This is a genomic window from Microcoleus sp. T3_A4 (genome assembly GCF_036700465.1).
Taxonomy (GTDB): Bacteria; Cyanobacteriota; Cyanobacteriia; order Cyanobacteriales; family Microcoleaceae; genus Microcoleus.
Genome location: NZ_JAUBOY010000016.1, coordinates 52,231 through 69,006 on the forward strand (window position 1 = coordinate 52,231; position 16,776 = coordinate 69,006).

A 16,776-nucleotide genomic window follows, 5' to 3' on the forward strand; every position below is an offset into this window, starting at 1 on the left:
ATCTATTGGCTAATCCTATTCCCTAAAAAGTCATCTATCGAGAGGAATAGGTTTGTTGAATTCATCTTAACTTTAGTTGCACCCATCAAGATGACGATCGAATTTTATGCAAGCCCGATTGCCATTAGCAACCCGATTTTTCGCAAGAAACAAAAGGTTGGCAAGCGTTGGATCTAATCAGACACTGGGTTTGTCACCCAGGGGCGATCGAACTTCGCTCTCTTTACATTTTAATATATATTTTTGTAAATTTTTCTGTGCCGGCAGCGTCATATTAACAGCTAGCCGGATTTAAGCTGTTGAAATAAAAATATCTGAGGAAAATGTTACTGCCGGTTAACAGTTGTGATTGCTGTGTCCGCCTAAAAATGAGAAAATTTTTAACTTCGGCGGCACAAAATCCAGCGCAATTCCATGGGCGGACGTGCGTTTGCCATTGGGAAGACATCTCGACCGGTTGCCCAACTGGGAAACCAGGGCGTCGGTGGCCAGGCTCCTTCCGGCAGGTGGTGGCGTTCATATTCAAACACCAATTCGTCGGATATTTGGACTAAGGGCAACCCTTCCATTGCGGTGGCGAGTTCTTGGGGGGTAAATAAAGTAGACCAGGAGAGTTGGGCAACTTGTCGCACGAGGGCATCTGGCTGGTAGTCGCCGACGGTTAAAAAGGTGCTGAACAGCAACAGGCCTCCGGAACACAGGGAATCGCACATTTTGGCGAGGAAAAGCCGTACTTGATCGCTGTCTCGAAAATGTGAGATGACTTCGGCGGCAACTGCCAACTGGTAGCGGGCTGGTTTCATCCGCATTAAGGGATCGAGCACATCGCCTTCAGTCACTGTCACGGGAAGGTTTTCGGCTGTTACTGCGGCTTTCAATTGTTCTGCAAAAGCTGGAGCTAGTTCGATCGCATCTACAGAATAGCCCAATCTCGCCAGCGGCAAGGTATTGCGGCCGGTACCGGCCCCCACGTCCAAAATCCGCACTCGATCGGGTGTACCCAATTTAGCAGCCGTGGTCATTAATTTTGCATCGGGATGAGAGCCGAAAAGCGGAGGTTCTCTGGTGTCTACCCAGCTTTTGTACTGTTCTCCAACTGTTGAGCTAGTAACAATGACTTTGCAAGCTAAACCGGTTTGCGGCGGCTGCACTGATTCGTATTGCAGGATCAGCATCGATGCTGTGGAGGTGCGGTAGCCTTGTTCTAACTTGGTGGCTAAGAGCTTGCTGAGTTCGTCTCTGCGGTCTTCGGGCAGGGGTCTGTCGAGAGTGCTAAATAGCTTTTCTATGGACTTGAGATAGTGGTTTAGCATTCCTGGGACGCAGGGGAAAATTAATTCTCCGCGAGCGTTTATGCGAGTATTAATTTTGTAGAGGATTGCTTGCTGGAGAATGTCGGGATTTACTACCAGCGGTAGCTGTTCGGTCTGGTCGATCGTACTTTCGGCGCCCATAGATTCCGCGAAGAAGTCATTAGTTATTAGTTATTAGTCATTAGTCAGAGGGAAGGCTGTTGAGAGCTGACTGTACAATTCAAGAGTATAAAAAAGCCGATTTTAGATTTATTTGGTTTGGTTGCTTAGTCTTTTTAGATTGTATTAAATCAGATTTGAGAGCTTTATTTTGGATAAATCTCAAGTCTAAAATCTCAAATCGACCTAGCCCAAAACCCCAGTAGGTTCCAAAATCGGAGTTAGTATCAAGAAAAGCTGTAGCGGATTTAAATTGTATTTTTCACGGCGAGGTGGAAAAAGCGTCAAATCCTCTCGCCTTCTCCCCTCTCTCCTTCCCCTTGTCAGCCATAACAGGCAATTTATATGGGTAGCAAATTAAAGCTGGGCTTAGTTGCTGCCGGTAAAAGTCACTAGGGGGAATCTTGACTGAGCTTCCGTCATTGGGCGTCGTCTGCCTTCCTCTTGCCAGTAGTTGATGACTTCTGTGGCTTGGTTGAGGATTTCGACACGATCGTTATCAGCAATCCAGTGTTTGGCTTCGAGTTCGTTTTTGAGGTCTTCCCACGCATCTTTGCGGGGCCAGAAAAAGTAGGATGTCAGCGGGCTAGTTCCTTTGCCGACAACTTGGTCAACGGCGAGGGCAACATTCTCTTCTAGCCAGAGAACTTTTAAGATGAACTTGGACAAGCAAACCTCCAGGGTTCCGATCGAACTTGTTAAAAATTTCTACAATCGCTAAGCGTAGCACACTCTGTTCGATAATTGGTCATCGGCCATGAAAAGTTTTGTGGCGCGGCTGGTTTTAGCGCCACTCAGGGGCTGGGAACAGATAAAATTTGGGTTCTCACCGGCCCTAGGTACAAGGATAGTTTAAGTTGTGAACAGAGTTATTGTAGTTTTTGACATTGACGGTGTGGTGCGGGATGTGTCCGGTTCCTACCGGCGGGCAATTGCGGATGCGGTGGAACATTTCACGGCGGGCGCTTTTCGCCCGAATTCTCTCGATATTGACTCTCTGAAGTCTGAGGGAGTGTGGAATAATGACTGGCAGGCGTCTTTCGAGTTAGTTTGCCGTTATTTTGAGGGAATTGGGCGATCGAGAAACGAACTCGCTCTCAACTATGACGAATTAGTGGCTTTTTTCCAAAGTCGCTATCGCGGGCCTGATGAGAAAAATTGGACTGGTTACATTTGTGATGAACCGCTGTTGTTAAGTCCGGCTTACCTGGAAAATTTAACGGTTGGGGGCATGGTTTGGGGCTTTTTTAGCGGGGCGATGCGGGATGAAGCTGCTTATGTTTTGTCAGGGAAACTGAGTTTAAATTCCCCGGTGTTGGTGGCGATGGAAGATGCACCGGGAAAACCCGATCCGGCTGGACTTTTCGCGGCAATTGAACAGTTGGAAAATCTGCACGGTTTAGAAGAAAATTTGCCGGTGATTTACGCGGGAGATACTGTTGCGGATATTTACACGGTTGTGAAGGCGCGGGAAGTGCAAGCAAATCGGGTTTGGCTGGGAATCGGAATTTTGCCGCCTCATGTTTTGGATGATGCTGTGCGCTGCGAGGCTTATGCTGCAGGGCTGGAAAATGCGGGTGCTGCAGCGGTTTTCAGGAATGTCGAAGAGTTGACCGCTGCGCGGATTCGAGAGTTAGTTCAGTAGGCCAGTCAGTCTGTAGGCTACGCATTCGGCACCTTATTTTGTTGACAAACAATTCCTGTAGAGTGCGCCTAGCGAACCGGATATTATATCAAATCCGTTCGCATCGGAATTATTCATCTCTCTCTTCCCTTTCTCTGTATCCTCTGTGTCCTCTGCTGTTTAATCATTCCGATACAACCGGCATGGATATTATTGACAAACAAATGTAACTTTGTTAAATAATATTGCACCTTATTTTATTGACAAGTAAATGTAGTTTTGTTACATTTATTTGTCAATTTTTGCATCTTTGAGTTGACAATATCTGCTGCGGCGGCTTAGTACAGAGGAGAGGTCAATCTCTAGGAGAGTGCCACTATGTTAGTTTCGCGATCGAGTGATAAACAACCTACGCCGGAAGAAACTCGGCAACTAGAAAAGCTCCAAGTCAAAATCGAGCGAGCTGTTGCTGACGGCAAGATATCTAAGCATGAAATGGAAGACATCAAGAGAGCGATTTGGGCTGACGGAAAGGTTACTGTTGAAGAACTGGAACTATACAGAATGTTGGTGACAGATAGGATTGTTGCTGGAGATGTGGAATACGAGTTTTGAGAATAAAGAAGTTTAGCAATGAGCGGTGTACTGGTGAATATTGAGGAAAGAAGAAACAGGGAAGAAGAGTTAGAATTGTTCTTCAATAGTTTATTTCTTGCTATAGCAATTCTTGCAGGAGTCGTAAAGGTTTGACCCCACCCCAACCCTCCCCTTATCAAGGGGAGGGAGTAAGAAGAAATTCACAAATGATGCGAGGATTGCTATATATCTTCGGGTGACATTTGACAAGTTTTTGGATCATCCCTTTGAGGAATTATATGCCACAATTATCGGGATGCTCGCAATTTTTCATTGGCGTTGTGAGATTATTTTAAGTGCAAGAATTTGTCTAATGCACTGACTGCAAGTGGTGGCCAGCGGCGGTTATTGGCAACCCAATCGAGGTCTTTGTAGCGGGAGTCGAGGCCGATCGCGGCTACCCAATTGCTCTCAGCTTCGCCGCGCTTTCCTGCTTCCCAAAGACAGGCGCTGAGGGCGGCTCTCATGTCGGCAAATTGGGGGTATCTGCGGACGATGTTTTTCATGTTGCGAATTGCTTCTTTGGTTTGCCCGTTTTGATAAAGTGCGAGGGCGTGGTTGGCGCGGGCAAAGGCGTATTCGGGGGCTAATTCAAAGGCTTTGTTGTAGTCGGCAATTGCTTGTTCCCATTGTCCTAAACCTGCTTCGGCGTTGCCTCGGTTGTTGTAGGCGGCTGGATCTTGGGAGTCTAATTCTAGTACATGATTGTAGTCGGCGATCGCCTCTTCCCACCGTCCTAAACCTTCTAAGGCGGTGCCGCGGTTGAGGTATGGATCGGGGGCGTCGGGTGCTAGCTCGATCGCTCTTTCGTAGTCTAAAATAGCTGCTTGTAGTTTGTTTTGGCTGACTCTAGAGTTGCCTCGGTTGCTCCAAGCGGCGGCTTGTGAGGGAAATTTGTCAATGATTTGAGTCCAAAAAGTTTCTGCAGCGGGAAATTTGCCTTCATTTGTAGCTTCAAAAGCTTTTTGAACGAGTTCTCCCAATTCCTGTTGAGGATCGGTGATATCTGTTGGTTGTACTTGTGCGGCAACGGGGCCGATATTTCCCAACCATACTAACCCGGTTACAATTAATACTGTGAAAAATGTCAAAAGTGAGCGAATCATTGTTGTTGGCGGTTTAAACTTTATTAAACATATTATTAACCGAATTTGCGGGCGTTGCTTGGATAAGTTATACCAATTTTTTATGAGGTTGCATAGAATCCGATCACCCTGGCGCCCCCCTTAATAAAGGGGGGACAAGATTCTTCTCAAAGTCCCCCTTCTTAAGGGGGATTTAGGGGGATCGAGATATGTGCAAATTCACATTAAATTGGTATTAGGACTAATTTTATGAAAAAACGGTTGCTAATTTTGGGGGGGACGGGGGATGCTGCTGAATTGGCGGTCAGAGCGTCTCAAATTGCTGAAATAGAGGTGGTTTCTTCGCTAGCAGGACGCACTCAACAGCCTTTTACCCCAAAAATGGGTACGGTGCGAATTGGGGGGTTTGGTGGGGCGGCTGGGCTGGCGGAGTTTTTGCTCGATCGCGCAGCCCGCCCCTACGGGGGCTACGCCAACGGAGAGGATCGCCCGATCGACTTTTTAATCGATGCTACTCATCCGTTTGCGGCTCAGATTTCTGCTAATGCTGCTGTTGCTGCTGCTGAATGTAATGTGCCCTATTTGATGCTGGTGCGTCCCGCTTGGGAGAGGGTGGAGGGCGATCGCTGGATTGATGTTGCGGGCCACTCGGAGGCTGCAAGGGCTTTATTAGGGCTGTCTCAGCGGGTGTTTCTGACTATTGGTAGGCAGGAATTGGCTGCTTTTGCTGGTTTGGATGCTATTTGGTTTTTGATGCGGGCGATCGATCCTCCGGCACTCAATACTCCTATTCCTAATGGTAAATTGTTATTAGCAAGGGGGCCTTTTTCTTTGGAAGATGAGCGTCAATTATTATTAGAATATCAGATTGATACTATTGTTAGTAAAAACAGCGGGGGCGGTGCTACTTATGCGAAAATTGTGGCGGCTAGGGAACTGGGAATTCCGGTGGTGATGGTGCAGCGGCCGCCGATTCCTGATGTTGAGCAGGTTGCTGATGTTGAAGGGGCGATCGCTTGGTTAGTTAAGCAGTTATAATATCAAATTCGTTAGCATCGGAATAGTAAATTCGAGTTGACTGTTGACTGTTCACTGTCAACAGTCAACCGTCAACATCATTCCGGTGTTACCGGAAATGATATTAGTAGGGTTTCAAACATCGGTCAGGTTATGTCTTTGAGTAATAGTTGATTTCCTGGCTGGATGATTATTCGTTTTAGTTCTAGCTGCATATTTTCACTGTTTTAATAGGATTTGAAATATAAAATAATTTAAGTTAATATATTTTAGCAATTCAGAACTTATGCGGAATTGCTGTTAGAGATTAAGATTAAATTTATTGAAAACTATGGTAGCGTTCGGCAATCATTTCCTTCAGCAGTTCTCATTCCTCCTAGGAGAGTTTCCACGATCGCACACTGCTTAGCACCACCGTTAACAGTAGAAACTGTTACCACAAAAGGTAATGTTGGATTATTTGAATTGCTGGGATCGACTATACCGTTATAATTAAAAGTAAGTTGTGTAGCAGCCGTGCACGCACTATTAGGAGGACAGCTAGCAACAGAAAGTTTAACCTGTCCAGGTTTAATTTCGCCTCCAGCGTCGAAAGTCACTGTTTGTAGGGGAGGGTTTTGGGCAGGCTCTGTCTTAATCGTGGCTGTTGGCGGGTCAACCAATGGATTTAATGTAACTACTCTATCGCTCTTAGTTCGCTTTGCTTCGCTTTGTGCCAGTCGTAATGATTGGAGAACGCGATCGTTGACAGTGCGAACTCTTTGTCTGTTGATGAATCCCTGCCAGCTTGGAGCGGCGATCGAGCTAAATATACCTATGAGCAACACTATCACGAGCACTTCTAGAAGCGTGAATCCTCCATCGCCTTTTTTGGATGCAGTTTTGTTGAATTTAGGGCTGGCTTTGGCAGCAGAGTTATGCAAAAGTTTTAATAATATTGGTGGGGTTTTCATGGTAATCTCTTATTGTTTATCGGCGGGAGGCGATTCGGAAATGTGCTTTAGGCATCAGTTACCTTCCTAACGCGCCTCGACCTTGTACTTGCACGCTTGCTGTTGGGAAATATGCCTGATTGTTGGGGTTATAACTAGCATCTGCTTGAAGGCGGCGGAGGCTATTTCCTCTGATAGTTACTCTGGCTAGGTTCCTCGCTGTATCTACACAAGCGTAGAAGCTATTAACTGGGTCGCTTACTCTTAGCGTTGATTCTAGGACTGCGACTGGTGCGAGTTGCCCTGGTACTGTGGCAGTGGGATTGCCGAGAGCTTTTTCGCATTCTTGTGGCTCGTTTGGTGGCACCACAGTGTGGTCTATATAATTAACCAGCACTTGAGGATTTTGCCCTATAAAACTTGGATCTGCGAATCCCGCTGGAGTTGTCACCCTCCTCCTTGGTTGGCTAAAGTCAAAATTTGAGTTAAAAGCTGGGCTTACTCGTTGATTAGGGTTAGCCTCATTATTGTTGTAGTATGGTTGATTAACCGGATCGGGTGAGTTGGGATTTCGCACACCCTCTTTAATTTCATAGCGCTCTATGCGTGATGGGCAACTGGCTCCTGACGGCTGACACCATATACTAGGGGTATTATCTCTAACCAAATAGTAAGCCACTAAAGATCGTACATAGGTATCGTTGCAAGTAGCTGGAGTACAATTTATTGGCAGTGTGCGAGTAGTAGGGTTAGTATCAACCGAGACAGCCTTTGTAATCTGCTGCCGTTTCCAGAAGACGAGAATAGGAGTTCCCCCAGCGGGATTGGGAAGTTGAGATCTGATACCAGGAGTTCCATCGCTAGCGGCATTATTGAGGGTGTTATTATCGTAAATATAAATAGCTTGATTTAAATCTTGGGCAATGAAATCAACCGCCGCTTGAACATCTTGCTCGGTGTTTGATTTGACTTGTTCCCTCCTGTCGGTATTCAGCATATCAACTACAAAGCCGAGCATTGGGGTGATGATTAAAAACGCCATAATTGCTCCGACTAATAGCTCGACCAGAGTCATACCCTTTTCTGTTTGAGCTTGCTTAGAGCGGTTTTGCTGCTGTTGAGTTTTCAGAAGCAACCTGAGTAAATTTTTCATTTTGACTTCTTCCTTAGCCAATTGAGGAGAGGGATTTTGATTTAATAACAAGGCTTTGATTACTTACAGACAGAGGGGTTAATTGTTCCATTGGGGTTTAGGCGAGAACATAATGATTGACGCGCCGAACTACCTCCATTAGTAGTAGGTGGGATTTCTGTCTTCATTACCACCAAAGGGGCTTTAGAGTTACCGAGCCCATTAGCAACTGATTGCTGGTCTGTCAATAGAGGCGCCACAGCATCGGCTCTGTAAACGCGAACTATTAAAGAATAGCCCGTGTCTGTCGGATTATTGTTAACATCACGAATACCCTGAATGAAAAAGTCTTTGCTACCATTACAGGCGGGGGTATCATCTAAGTTATAACAGTACAAACCAGCCAGGCTTCCAGGAGCGGCTGGATTTTGGTTAGCATCAAACTTAGGAAACCCCGGCGCGGTTGAGCCGGTTGGTCGGATTGCACCTGTTCTGAGTGCATCAATGTAAGCTTTCCCCCCCTGGGTGGCGAGTTCCGTCCGCCGCGCTTGCACGCGAGTTGCTACTGAGAAAGCCATCACCGGGGCTATCGCAATCATCAGCACCGAAACCACAATCATCGCTACCAATGACTCGATAATCGTGTAGCCGCCATCTCGCGACTGTGATAAATTTTGGTGTTGTTGTTGGTCAGTCATATAGAAAACTCCAGTAATTGCTAGGCAGAAAGTTAGAGGGTTAAGTGGGGCAGTTACTTCTCATAGCAGTCGCGTTATTACCCCCATTGGGCTGATCGGGAGCTACAACTCCGCACATGAGAGTTGTAACCCAAGTGTCATTGCGAGGTACTTCCCTGAAATATTCAGCAGGCTGAGTCCTTATGGAAGGAGTAGTGAACTTTTGGGTAAATAAATCAGGTGGCTGAGATAGCAAACCCACGTCATAACCCCAGTTCCGGGTGGGCGGGCTGAAATAGGGAAGCAACCCAGCACCTGTATCAGTGTTGTACGTATTTGTGATAGCTAGGGGCGGAGGGAGAGGGCCTGCTCCCTGAAGCTGAAACACGCTAGATATAACGGCGCCTGGCAGAATTGGCTGGTAAGGTGCTGTGCTAAAGGCGCTGCGGTTTAGCTGAATGAATGAGCCTCGGATGTTGGTAATAGAGCCCCCGTTATTCCAGCTTTCCAAGAATCGGGGTAAGTTTTGCAAGCCACCGTTAAAGTCTCCTGTGGTGAAGCCGACATCAAGTGTCCGTGAAGGAGTGTCACCCGCTGCGACGATCAGATTGAAGGTGGTATTTACAGCCTGGGGTATCCAGCCTGTAAATCGGGCATTAGTTGTGCCTCTTGGCATGGTATTCCCGCCTGTAGGATTAGCTACTGACTGAGTTTGGATCTGCGGGACTGGGAGCAGTAGCGGCTGCGACCCGTTATAGGCTGCTGGTAGTGCAGTTGGCGCTGGGTTTGCTACCGATCCTATTGCCGAATTGGGAGGTGCTGATGTTGCTGCCACTGGTGGTAGCGGTACATTTGCTCCGTCTGCTGTGTTGGCAGGGGTGGTACTGCGATTGACCACATAGGGGAGACTGGCGTTATCGAAGTTGACGGCAGGCCCATTACTTCCGGCAAACCACAGAGAATTAGCTCTGGGAGCACCGAGAATTCCTGGTGTGATAAGTCCTCCTGCAGCAATCCCTAAAGGCGCGGGAGTGGCGGGATTTAGCAACGCGTTGGCGGGGGGAGTAGTGGCGGGGGGAGTAGGGGTGGGGTTTCTTTGAAAAGCTATACGGCGGGGGAATCGCTGCAATTGTGGCAGTGGCGGATCTACCGTTGACCCAGCTTGATAAACAGAAGTATTGTTAACAGGTGTTCCATAATTTGGAGCAGAGGTGATGGCATCGGCTGCGGTGAGTGGTTGTGCTGCCAGAGGATTAACAAACCAGTCATTATCAGTACACGCAGCCACCGGCAGTTTTGTGCAGGTTTCCATCACGTACTGTGGGAAATTCCCACGCCGCTGGACGGGAGTGACAAAGTTGTTGAAGTAAGAACTCGTCAACAACCCGTTGGCAAAAGCAGCGCTGTAGGTAGCATCTGTCAGCGCATTGGCAGCAGCAGGGGCAGCTAAATTGCCGGACGGTAAGAACGCGCCACTGGAAAGTCCGTTAGTGACATAGTTGTTGTTGAAAAATCCTTGCTGTCGCCGTGGCCACACAGCAGCAGGGCCAGCATTGTTTCTCAGGTCAAAATCTCCTTCGTTGCGGAAGCCAAAACGGTAATTTTGTGATAGGAGGGTTAGTGAGTCTGCCAGTACAGTTGCCGGTCTCCAGAAGTCGCCGTTGGTGCATTGCGGGAGCCTCGGGTCGCCCGCACGGCAGGCAAAGTTGGTGTTAAGCTGGTTGTTGCGCGTGTAAAAATTTCCCCAAATAGGGGCTACAGTGCTTAACGTCTCAGTAAACTCTTCTACTGGCGTAAAAGCGGCTGTAGTACCCGGAGGGGCGGGCGGGATGTTGCCGTGAAGGTTAAAGTTGTTTTTGATGTAAACCGGCAAATTCGATACAAATGTCAGTCCTTTTTCTCTAACTATAGCATTGAGATTATTAGATGCTGTGGGGGTGGCGCCACCGCGAAATAGCTGCTGTCCGTTAATCAGGACAATGCCGTTAGGCTTGCGGGTGGGATCGAGCTGATAGTCTGTGGGACTGATTCTTTTGCTTGTAGTTTCATCGATCTGCGGTGGCACTAACCCATTATTGAGAGTGCGAGCGCTGCGATCTGGCAATGCGTCATCTCGGCTGGCATAGATAATCCCGCTGTTGGGCAGCAACCACTCGGGTGCAGTAGCGTTGGGTCCTGCAATGGGATTGGGCCCGCGCAAGAGAGCGATGTCTAACTGAGTAGCCCGAATTTCTAAGGGTTCCCGTTCTTCTAGGGGTTGGTTGTAATTGCCTGTTAAAGTGGCGGCTTGTTGGGCCCTGGCAGGCACGGGATCGTTTGAAGCCGGACTGCTGAGGGTAAAGGCTTCGTTAACGAGCGTGGCAGGGTTGTCGGCATCGCTGGCCTTGATTTCTCTGCCGTTCAAAAATGCTACTTCTTGAATTGCCCCGTCGGGAATGGGCATCAGTTGGGCACCGCGGGCGATCGTGCCGTCAAGTATCTGTAGCGCGCAATTAGTCGAGTCAATAGCGGCTTTTTGTGCTAGGGTGCGCTGGCCATCAGGCACTTGGAGGGCAGTTCTCAACGGCCCGTTGGCAAACCGACCGTCGGGAAAGACTAAGTTGGCCTGGGCTTCCAAAATAGGGTCTCCATTCTCCAGCAATCCATTGGCGTTCAGCCTAGAAGTAGCGGGTGCCAGTCTGGCCGTCGGGGGGCCGTAGGTTATGCCATTGTTTGAGCCGATAAATGCCTGCTGTACTCCCCGTGTGACCAATGATCGTGGTATTACATCTCCGCTGATATCCGTCAGCCCTAGGAGGTTTCTGGCTGTAGAAGCGTTGCTGGGGTCGTAGTAGCTGCTTATACAGGCCACGGGGGTTTGCTGTGGTTGGGTTCCTGCTGGTGCGGCTGCTAGCGTTGTGGGATTGTAGCCGTTGTTTGCGTAGTGATAAACTGCCGTTGCCCGCATCCGCAAGTCGCCTTTGGCAAATTGGCGAGAGCTCAAGGGGTTTTCAGCAACAAAAGAAAAATTCGGGTTTGTTTGTGTTGCCGGCAGATCGCTCAAGTTTGGCTGTGCGACTACTACGGGCGGCACTGCTGGGGCCACTGCTGGCGGTGCATTCACCCATCTTCTCCAGTTACCAGTTAGATTATCGTACACATCCGACCCCTGCCCCAAGGGTGACATCGGCATCGAGTCCGGCCAGACGACGGGGTACAGTTCCACCGCCGCCGTTGCTGGGTCGTCGTAAGTATTTGCGGGTACTGGAAGGGTTGCGATATTAGCGGGGCCGCTCTTCAATCTCGCAGTACCAGCATCTATCCAACTGGGCGGCGGCAGGAAGGAATTAGTGCGATCGTACACTCCGGCGCTGGTAATTACCCGCAGGCCACCAACAGCGTCCAGGGGAGTTGCCGGTATTTCAGCCGCTGTTCTTTCCCAGAAACCGTCTCTGTAAGGAGGATTGGTTGCCGGTGGTGCTTCGCCTGTACCGTTACCGCGATCGGTGTCTCCCACGTTAGCAAGTTTGATCACTTGTGGTGTGCGGGTGCGAATTCCGCCTCCTGTCCATTGAGTTGTGCCGTCTACCTGTTGTGAGTCACTGATAAACTTGGTGCCGTTCCATCGCTGTTGTGGCAAGTTGTTGCCGACGACGACTCGTTCGCCCAAATTTAGTTCGCTGGCACCCGGCTGTATATCACCGGGGTTTCGCGATGGTAGCTGAGCGGGACGGATATTGAGATTAGTCGGTCCCGTGAGAGCGCTTACGTTAGGTGCCGTTTCAGTAGTAGGAAGGCTCCAGAGAGGAATGGGTCTCAGGCTATCCACACCAGCGTCTTGAATAATGAAGGGAGCATTTGCCGGATTGACTCCTCCGTTTGGTGTTCCCGGAGGTACTTCTGCAAAAGGAACTTTCCGCAGCCGTGCTTTAAAATAATCTTGCAGTGCTTGATCGCGAGTCTGACCATTCAGGACCGCTTGCTGAACAGAAACCGGGTCGTTCGCACCTGTTGTATCTGCTAGCAGTTGAGCTTGTACCAACGCATTTAAACGATTGGAATAAGCGTTGTTGTTGTAGAGTACCTGAAGACTGTTTTGCCTAACAGATTGATTGGTAGCGTTGTTAATTGTAGCATTGTCCGAACCCGGCTGGTTTGGGTCGCTAGTAATGCTTTTGAAAAGATCTACTAGCACAGGATTTTGAGTCGTTGAGTTGGCCGCCCACCCGTTTACTACATTACCTCCTACAACAATTTTGCTATTGTCTGCCTCGTAAAAACAAGATTGCTTGCTGCTGACTTGAAATAGTCTAAGTTGGGCATTGCCCAAAGGCGATACCAATAAGTTACTATTTGTCAGTATCCGCCCGTTTAGATTTAGCGAAACACCAGGAGATATATCTAGATCGTCTTCGTACACAACCGCGTTGTTGCTGAGGGGAATGCGGCTCTGGTCTTGTTGGTATTCTAGGGCAGATACGCTGGAAGTTCCCTTAAAAGCTTCATATTTAGTAGCATCCAACGCGCTTGTTTGGATATCGTTTGGTGTTATGGGAACGTTAACCGTGTAAACAAAGAAGCTTTTCTGGAATCTGCCATTGCTAGCTCTCTGCCAACCAGAGGTACCCACCAAACGTGCAATTGTTCCTTCTCCTTGGGTGCAAGCCGGGTTGAGAGTTCCTGTCTCCATTGGGGGCGTTCTGGCCTCTATTGCTGTTCTCGCTCTCTGGGTTCTTGGGGTGCGAAAGTATATTCCGTAAAGAGTAAAAGTGTCAAATTTGCCGTCGTTGTTGGTATCAACGGGATATCTCCACGCCGTATTTATAGCTTCATTTTCTTGGTTAGCTTGGTTAACCAGCGGGCCTTGAGGATCGCCCGCGTTAACCAGAGTAGTACCATTGTTGACGGGAAACCTGAGTATCAGCCGCTGCTCGTCCGCGAACTTATAAAAGTCATTTGTGGCATCATAAGCCGACATCATCCGGTACAATTCCGTATCTGACGGAGTAGCCGTCGGCCTTTGCGGGTCTTCCCGCAGCATATATTCAATTTTTGCTTTTGCCCGATCGAGCGCGGGAGTCGCGGCCGCCAGCACCTGCTGGTTCACGCGCACGTTACGCGCCGTATTAGCCCGATCGAACGATCGCAGGGTAATCGCCACAGTCAACAAAATCACTACCAGCAACACCATCGTCACCGTGGGCAGCACAAACCCCGCCACCGGCAGTCTCGCCCTCCGGCCCATAGCCATCAGGGTTTGCAGCATTGCTCTCATCAGCCGCTTGGCCCCGGATCTGGTAACACCAGCAATCCGCCGCAGCAGGGATACGATAACTCTGGATAATTTGCTCTTAAACATTGACGCCTTCCTGAATAATTTCAGAGATGGTATTGCTGGTACTTACTGCTCGACAGTACAATCCCATCTTTATTGTTCCCATTTTCCGCAACTTGCATATCAGCCTCTTGCACAAATTTAAATCTGTACCTTGGCTGAAAAATAAAACCCACAAACCCCCAAGCAAAATCGCCACCGATAATATATTTTTCAGAGAAAGATTTGCCCCGCAAGGATGAGAGTTCCCTAACTCCACTCTAATCGAGTTAAATAGAAATGTCAGTACCAAGAGCGCGAGTGAATTTGATCACCCAAAAACAGTGATCGCGATCTTATCCAACGTATTGCCCATCCCTTGCAGGCTTTGTTTGTTTAGGCTCGGTTTCAACCACCGGAATCTAGAATGTAGAGTGGGCGATCGAATTGTAATTAGGCGTATCCGTGCGCTCAAATGTAAATTGGGCGATCGAGTTGCCGTAATGCCCCCAAGTGCGATCGAATTGTGGTAATGCCTCCAAGTGCGATCGAATTGTGGTAATCCCCCCAAGTGCGATCGAATTGTGGTAATGCCTCCAAGTGCGATCGAATTGTGGTAATGCCTCCAAGTGCGATCGAATTTTCGTTTGCCCCCCCGGCGGACTATCGGTACAAATGCCAAATCCGAAACACTGTCAGTACAATTGCAAAATATAAACCTACCATCCCCACCCATGAAACAACCCTCCAAACCCCCCGACTTCATCATCATCGGTGCCCAAAAAGGCGGCACAACATCCCTGTACAATTACTTAATCCAACATCCCCAAATCGCCCCCGCCGCCCAAAAAGAAATCCATTACTTCGACTTAAAATTCGACAAAAGCCCAGACTGGTACTATGCCCAATTTCCCCAGCCCCAAACAGGCGAAAATCTAGTAACCGGAGAAGCCAGCCCCTACTACATTTGTCACCCCCAAGTTCCCCAGCGAATTTATGATTTATGTCCGAAAGTTAAAATAATCGCCCTGCTGAGAAACCCAGTAGAACGCGCAATCTCCCACTATTATTACTATATCAAAATAGGCTACGAATCCCTATCATTAGAAAGTGCGATCGCCGCCGAGCCCGAAAGACTCAAAGGCGAAATAGAAAAACTAATAGCCAACCCAAACTACTACAGTTACGAACACCAACATCACAGCTATCTAACCCGCGGCATTTACGCCGATCAACTCCCAGCCTGGATGAAACTTTTTCCCAAATCACAACTTTTAATCCTCAAAAGCGAAGACTTATATACCAATCCCTTCGGCACATACAACAGCGTCTTAGAATTTCTAGATTTACCGCCACACCAACTACAAACCTACGAAAAATACAACGCCACCCAATATCCCCCCATCAGCGAGACAGTATACGAGCAATTGAGAGCATATTTTCGATCGCACAACCAAAGACTAGCCGAATTGTGCGATCGAGACTTCGGCTGGGACTAATCTTGAGTGGGAGGGGGCGGGCATTCTTGGCACCGCCCCTACAAAATCGCGGTTTCTTAGTATTCTCAATCTGCCATCACCGACAACACATACTCTCCTTGATTTACTGACTGATTGGTCGAAACATCAAAAATGAAAACATTCGACTCCGCACAAACATCAACCAAACTGGGAAATTCCCCATTCTTATTAAAGCTGAGAATTTGATAAAGCCGATCGCCCTTTTTGACAAAACTCCCCAATTCCACTCGATTTTGAATCATCCCGCCCGCCGGCGCGTAGTATTTGAACACCGAATTCTTGGGGGTGAAAATAACTTGATGATTCGCAGTTTCCGGGAGAGGAAATCCATCAATTTTCAATAAACCCTTACTTGCTAAGTAATTTTTGATGCCCCGCAAGCCATTAGCCACCGAATCGGGATTCATTTCCATCCCCGAACCTAATTCTAAAGTCCAAGCTTCCACATCAAATTGGATCGCACTTCCCAACTGGGCCAAAACCTTCTCCAAAGCCAGCCAAGGCTTGAGAAACGCCTCGTCAAAAGCATCCCCATCGTACTCATCCATCAAGATAGCGCGATCGAGCAACAAAGCTTTCGCACTCTCCTCGCGGGAATTAAAACAGTAAAGATAATCTAAACTTTGATTCGTAGAACTGTGCAAATCCAGCACATAATCCGCATCCAAACACAAAGATTGTAGCTGATATCGGTAAAGTTCGCTGTAGGGGCGGCAACTAGGAGCATTAATTTTTGCCAACTCTTTCGCAAAACTCAAAGCAATCGCTTTTCTGTAATTAACTTTGACAGTATCGGCATCGAGGTGAATGTGAGAATTAGCAAAACCCAGAATATCTTCCCCTTGCTTTTCAAAATCCCAGAAAATCCGGTTCCAATTTACCCCATCATAAAGATTGTAGCGACCAGGAGAAAAATGGTGCGATCGCTGACTTACACCCACAGGATTGCAAACCGGAACCAGCCAAATTTCCCCGCTTAACTGGCTGCTGTCCAAAGACCTTAAAAACTCAATTAATTGGTAAATAACCGCATTACCACTAATCTCAGCGCCGTGGAGGTTAGATTGCAGATAAGCTTTTTTGCCCGGAATCGCACCTTGAAACTGATAGACTTGCAGTGAAAGTCGATCGCCCGAAGCAAGCTGCACCAGAGGAATAGTCGAAATAACTGGAATCATAGAGAAAGAAGAGGGAAGTTCGGCAACGGATTCTGTAACGGATGTAACGGATGTAACGGATGTCAGGAAGAGGGAAGAAGGCACAATTTTTTTTATTTCTTCTGCCAACTGCCAACTGCCAACAGTCAACTGCCAACTGCCAACTGCCAACTGCCAACTGCCAACTGCCAACTGCCAACTGCCAACTGCCAACTGCCAACTGCCAACTGC

Annotated in this window: 13 protein-coding genes; 4 read left to right on the top strand and 9 right to left on the bottom strand. The window is 48.2% G+C overall.

From position 1 onward, the window contains the following. Nucleotides 1-380 precede the first annotated feature (380 nt). Together QUA07_RS11135 and QUA07_RS11140 are read right to left on the bottom strand one after the other, a co-directional pair. Nucleotides 381-1,454, bottom strand: a complete 1,074-nt coding sequence (locus QUA07_RS11135; RefSeq protein WP_333324964.1) for a class I SAM-dependent methyltransferase — start codon at nucleotides 1,452-1,454, stop codon at nucleotides 381-383. A gap of 387 nt (nucleotides 1,455-1,841) precedes the next feature. Further along, entirely contained in the window at nucleotides 1,842-2,153 is a 312-nt protein-coding gene (locus tag QUA07_RS11140) for a 30S ribosomal protein PSRP-3 (RefSeq protein WP_333037125.1), read from the bottom strand. A gap of 178 nt (nucleotides 2,154-2,331) precedes the next feature. On the opposite strand from QUA07_RS11140, the gene QUA07_RS11145 reads away from it, so the two are divergent. Both QUA07_RS11145 and QUA07_RS11150 read left to right on the top strand, forming a co-directional pair. Beyond that, complete coding sequence (locus tag QUA07_RS11145) at nucleotides 2,332-3,117, top strand: TIGR01548 family HAD-type hydrolase (protein ID WP_333324966.1); 786 nt, start codon at nucleotides 2,332-2,334, stop codon at nucleotides 3,115-3,117. 357 nt (nucleotides 3,118-3,474) lie between these two features. After that, on the top strand, nucleotides 3,475-3,711 hold the full coding sequence (locus tag QUA07_RS11150; RefSeq protein WP_333324968.1) for a hypothetical protein: 237 nt from the start codon (nucleotides 3,475-3,477) through the stop codon (nucleotides 3,709-3,711). 308 nt (nucleotides 3,712-4,019) lie between these two features. Here the strand turns inward: QUA07_RS11150 and QUA07_RS11155 are convergent, their stop codons facing one another. Further along, nucleotides 4,020-4,838, bottom strand: coding sequence for a tetratricopeptide repeat protein (locus tag QUA07_RS11155; protein WP_333324971.1), 819 nt, complete (start codon nucleotides 4,836-4,838; stop codon nucleotides 4,020-4,022). Nucleotides 4,839-5,066: 228 nt separating this feature from the next. On the opposite strand from QUA07_RS11155, the gene QUA07_RS11160 reads away from it, so the two are divergent. Next, nucleotides 5,067-5,855: a cobalt-precorrin-6A reductase gene (locus tag QUA07_RS11160; RefSeq protein WP_333324973.1), complete on the top strand. Its 789-nt coding sequence runs from the start codon at nucleotides 5,067-5,069 to the stop codon at nucleotides 5,853-5,855. A 308-nt stretch (nucleotides 5,856-6,163) separates the two neighbouring features. Here QUA07_RS11160 and QUA07_RS11165 read toward each other — a convergent pair whose 3' ends face one another. From QUA07_RS11165 to QUA07_RS11185, 5 genes are all read right to left on the bottom strand, one after another. Next, nucleotides 6,164-6,787, bottom strand: coding sequence for a prepilin-type N-terminal cleavage/methylation domain-containing protein (locus QUA07_RS11165; protein WP_333324975.1), 624 nt, complete (start codon nucleotides 6,785-6,787; stop codon nucleotides 6,164-6,166). 58 nt (nucleotides 6,788-6,845) lie between these two features. After that, on the bottom strand, nucleotides 6,846-7,919 hold the full coding sequence (hpsC, locus tag QUA07_RS11170; protein WP_333324977.1) for a hormogonium polysaccharide secretion pseudopilin HpsC: 1,074 nt from the start codon (nucleotides 7,917-7,919) through the stop codon (nucleotides 6,846-6,848). A gap of 59 nt (nucleotides 7,920-7,978) precedes the next feature. Further along, a complete protein-coding gene (locus QUA07_RS11175; RefSeq protein WP_333324979.1) occupies nucleotides 7,979-8,596 on the bottom strand; it encodes a prepilin-type N-terminal cleavage/methylation domain-containing protein in 618 nt (205 codons plus the stop codon). Nucleotides 8,597-8,636: 40 nt separating this feature from the next. Next, nucleotides 8,637-13,913 (bottom strand): hormogonium polysaccharide biosynthesis protein HpsA, encoded by a 5,277-nt coding sequence (gene hpsA, locus QUA07_RS11180; protein WP_333324981.1) that lies wholly within the window; start codon nucleotides 13,911-13,913, stop codon nucleotides 8,637-8,639. Between the two features lie 377 nt (nucleotides 13,914-14,290). After that, nucleotides 14,291-14,497 carry a hypothetical protein gene (locus QUA07_RS11185; RefSeq protein ID WP_333324983.1) on the bottom strand — a complete coding sequence of 69 codons (207 nt, stop codon included), beginning with the start codon at nucleotides 14,495-14,497 and terminating at the stop codon, nucleotides 14,291-14,293. A 105-nt stretch (nucleotides 14,498-14,602) separates the two neighbouring features. Between QUA07_RS11185 and QUA07_RS11190 the strand changes: the two genes are divergently transcribed. Next, a complete protein-coding gene (locus QUA07_RS11190) occupies nucleotides 14,603-15,367 on the top strand; it encodes a sulfotransferase domain-containing protein (RefSeq protein ID WP_333324985.1) in 765 nt (254 codons plus the stop codon). 65 nt (nucleotides 15,368-15,432) lie between these two features. On the opposite strand, the gene QUA07_RS11195 is transcribed toward QUA07_RS11190, so the two are convergent. Next, nucleotides 15,433-16,566: a succinylglutamate desuccinylase/aspartoacylase family protein gene (locus tag QUA07_RS11195; protein WP_333325039.1), complete on the bottom strand. Its 1,134-nt coding sequence runs from the start codon at nucleotides 16,564-16,566 to the stop codon at nucleotides 15,433-15,435. Nucleotides 16,567-16,776: the final 210 nt, after the last annotated feature.

Coding starts and splice junctions, on each gene's coding strand:
- QUA07_RS11135 (WP_333324964.1), bottom strand. CDS start 1,454: ATGGGCGCCGAAAGTACGATCGACCAGACCGAACAGCTACCGCTGGTA.
- QUA07_RS11150 (WP_333324968.1), top strand. CDS start 3,475: ATGTTAGTTTCGCGATCGAGTGATAAACAACCTACGCCGGAAGAAACT.
- QUA07_RS11155 (WP_333324971.1), bottom strand. CDS start 4,838: ATGATTCGCTCACTTTTGACATTTTTCACAGTATTAATTGTAACCGGG.
- QUA07_RS11160 (WP_333324973.1), top strand. CDS start 5,067: ATGAAAAAACGGTTGCTAATTTTGGGGGGGACGGGGGATGCTGCTGAA.
- QUA07_RS11165 (WP_333324975.1), bottom strand. CDS start 6,787: ATGAAAACCCCACCAATATTATTAAAACTTTTGCATAACTCTGCTGCC.
- hpsC (WP_333324977.1), bottom strand. CDS start 7,919: ATGAAAAATTTACTCAGGTTGCTTCTGAAAACTCAACAGCAGCAAAAC.
- QUA07_RS11175 (WP_333324979.1), bottom strand. CDS start 8,596: ATGACTGACCAACAACAACACCAAAATTTATCACAGTCGCGAGATGGC.
- hpsA (WP_333324981.1), bottom strand. CDS start 13,913: ATGTTTAAGAGCAAATTATCCAGAGTTATCGTATCCCTGCTGCGGCGG.
- QUA07_RS11190 (WP_333324985.1), top strand. CDS start 14,603: ATGAAACAACCCTCCAAACCCCCCGACTTCATCATCATCGGTGCCCAA.
- QUA07_RS11195 (WP_333325039.1), bottom strand. CDS start 16,566: ATGATTCCAGTTATTTCGACTATTCCTCTGGTGCAGCTTGCTTCGGGC.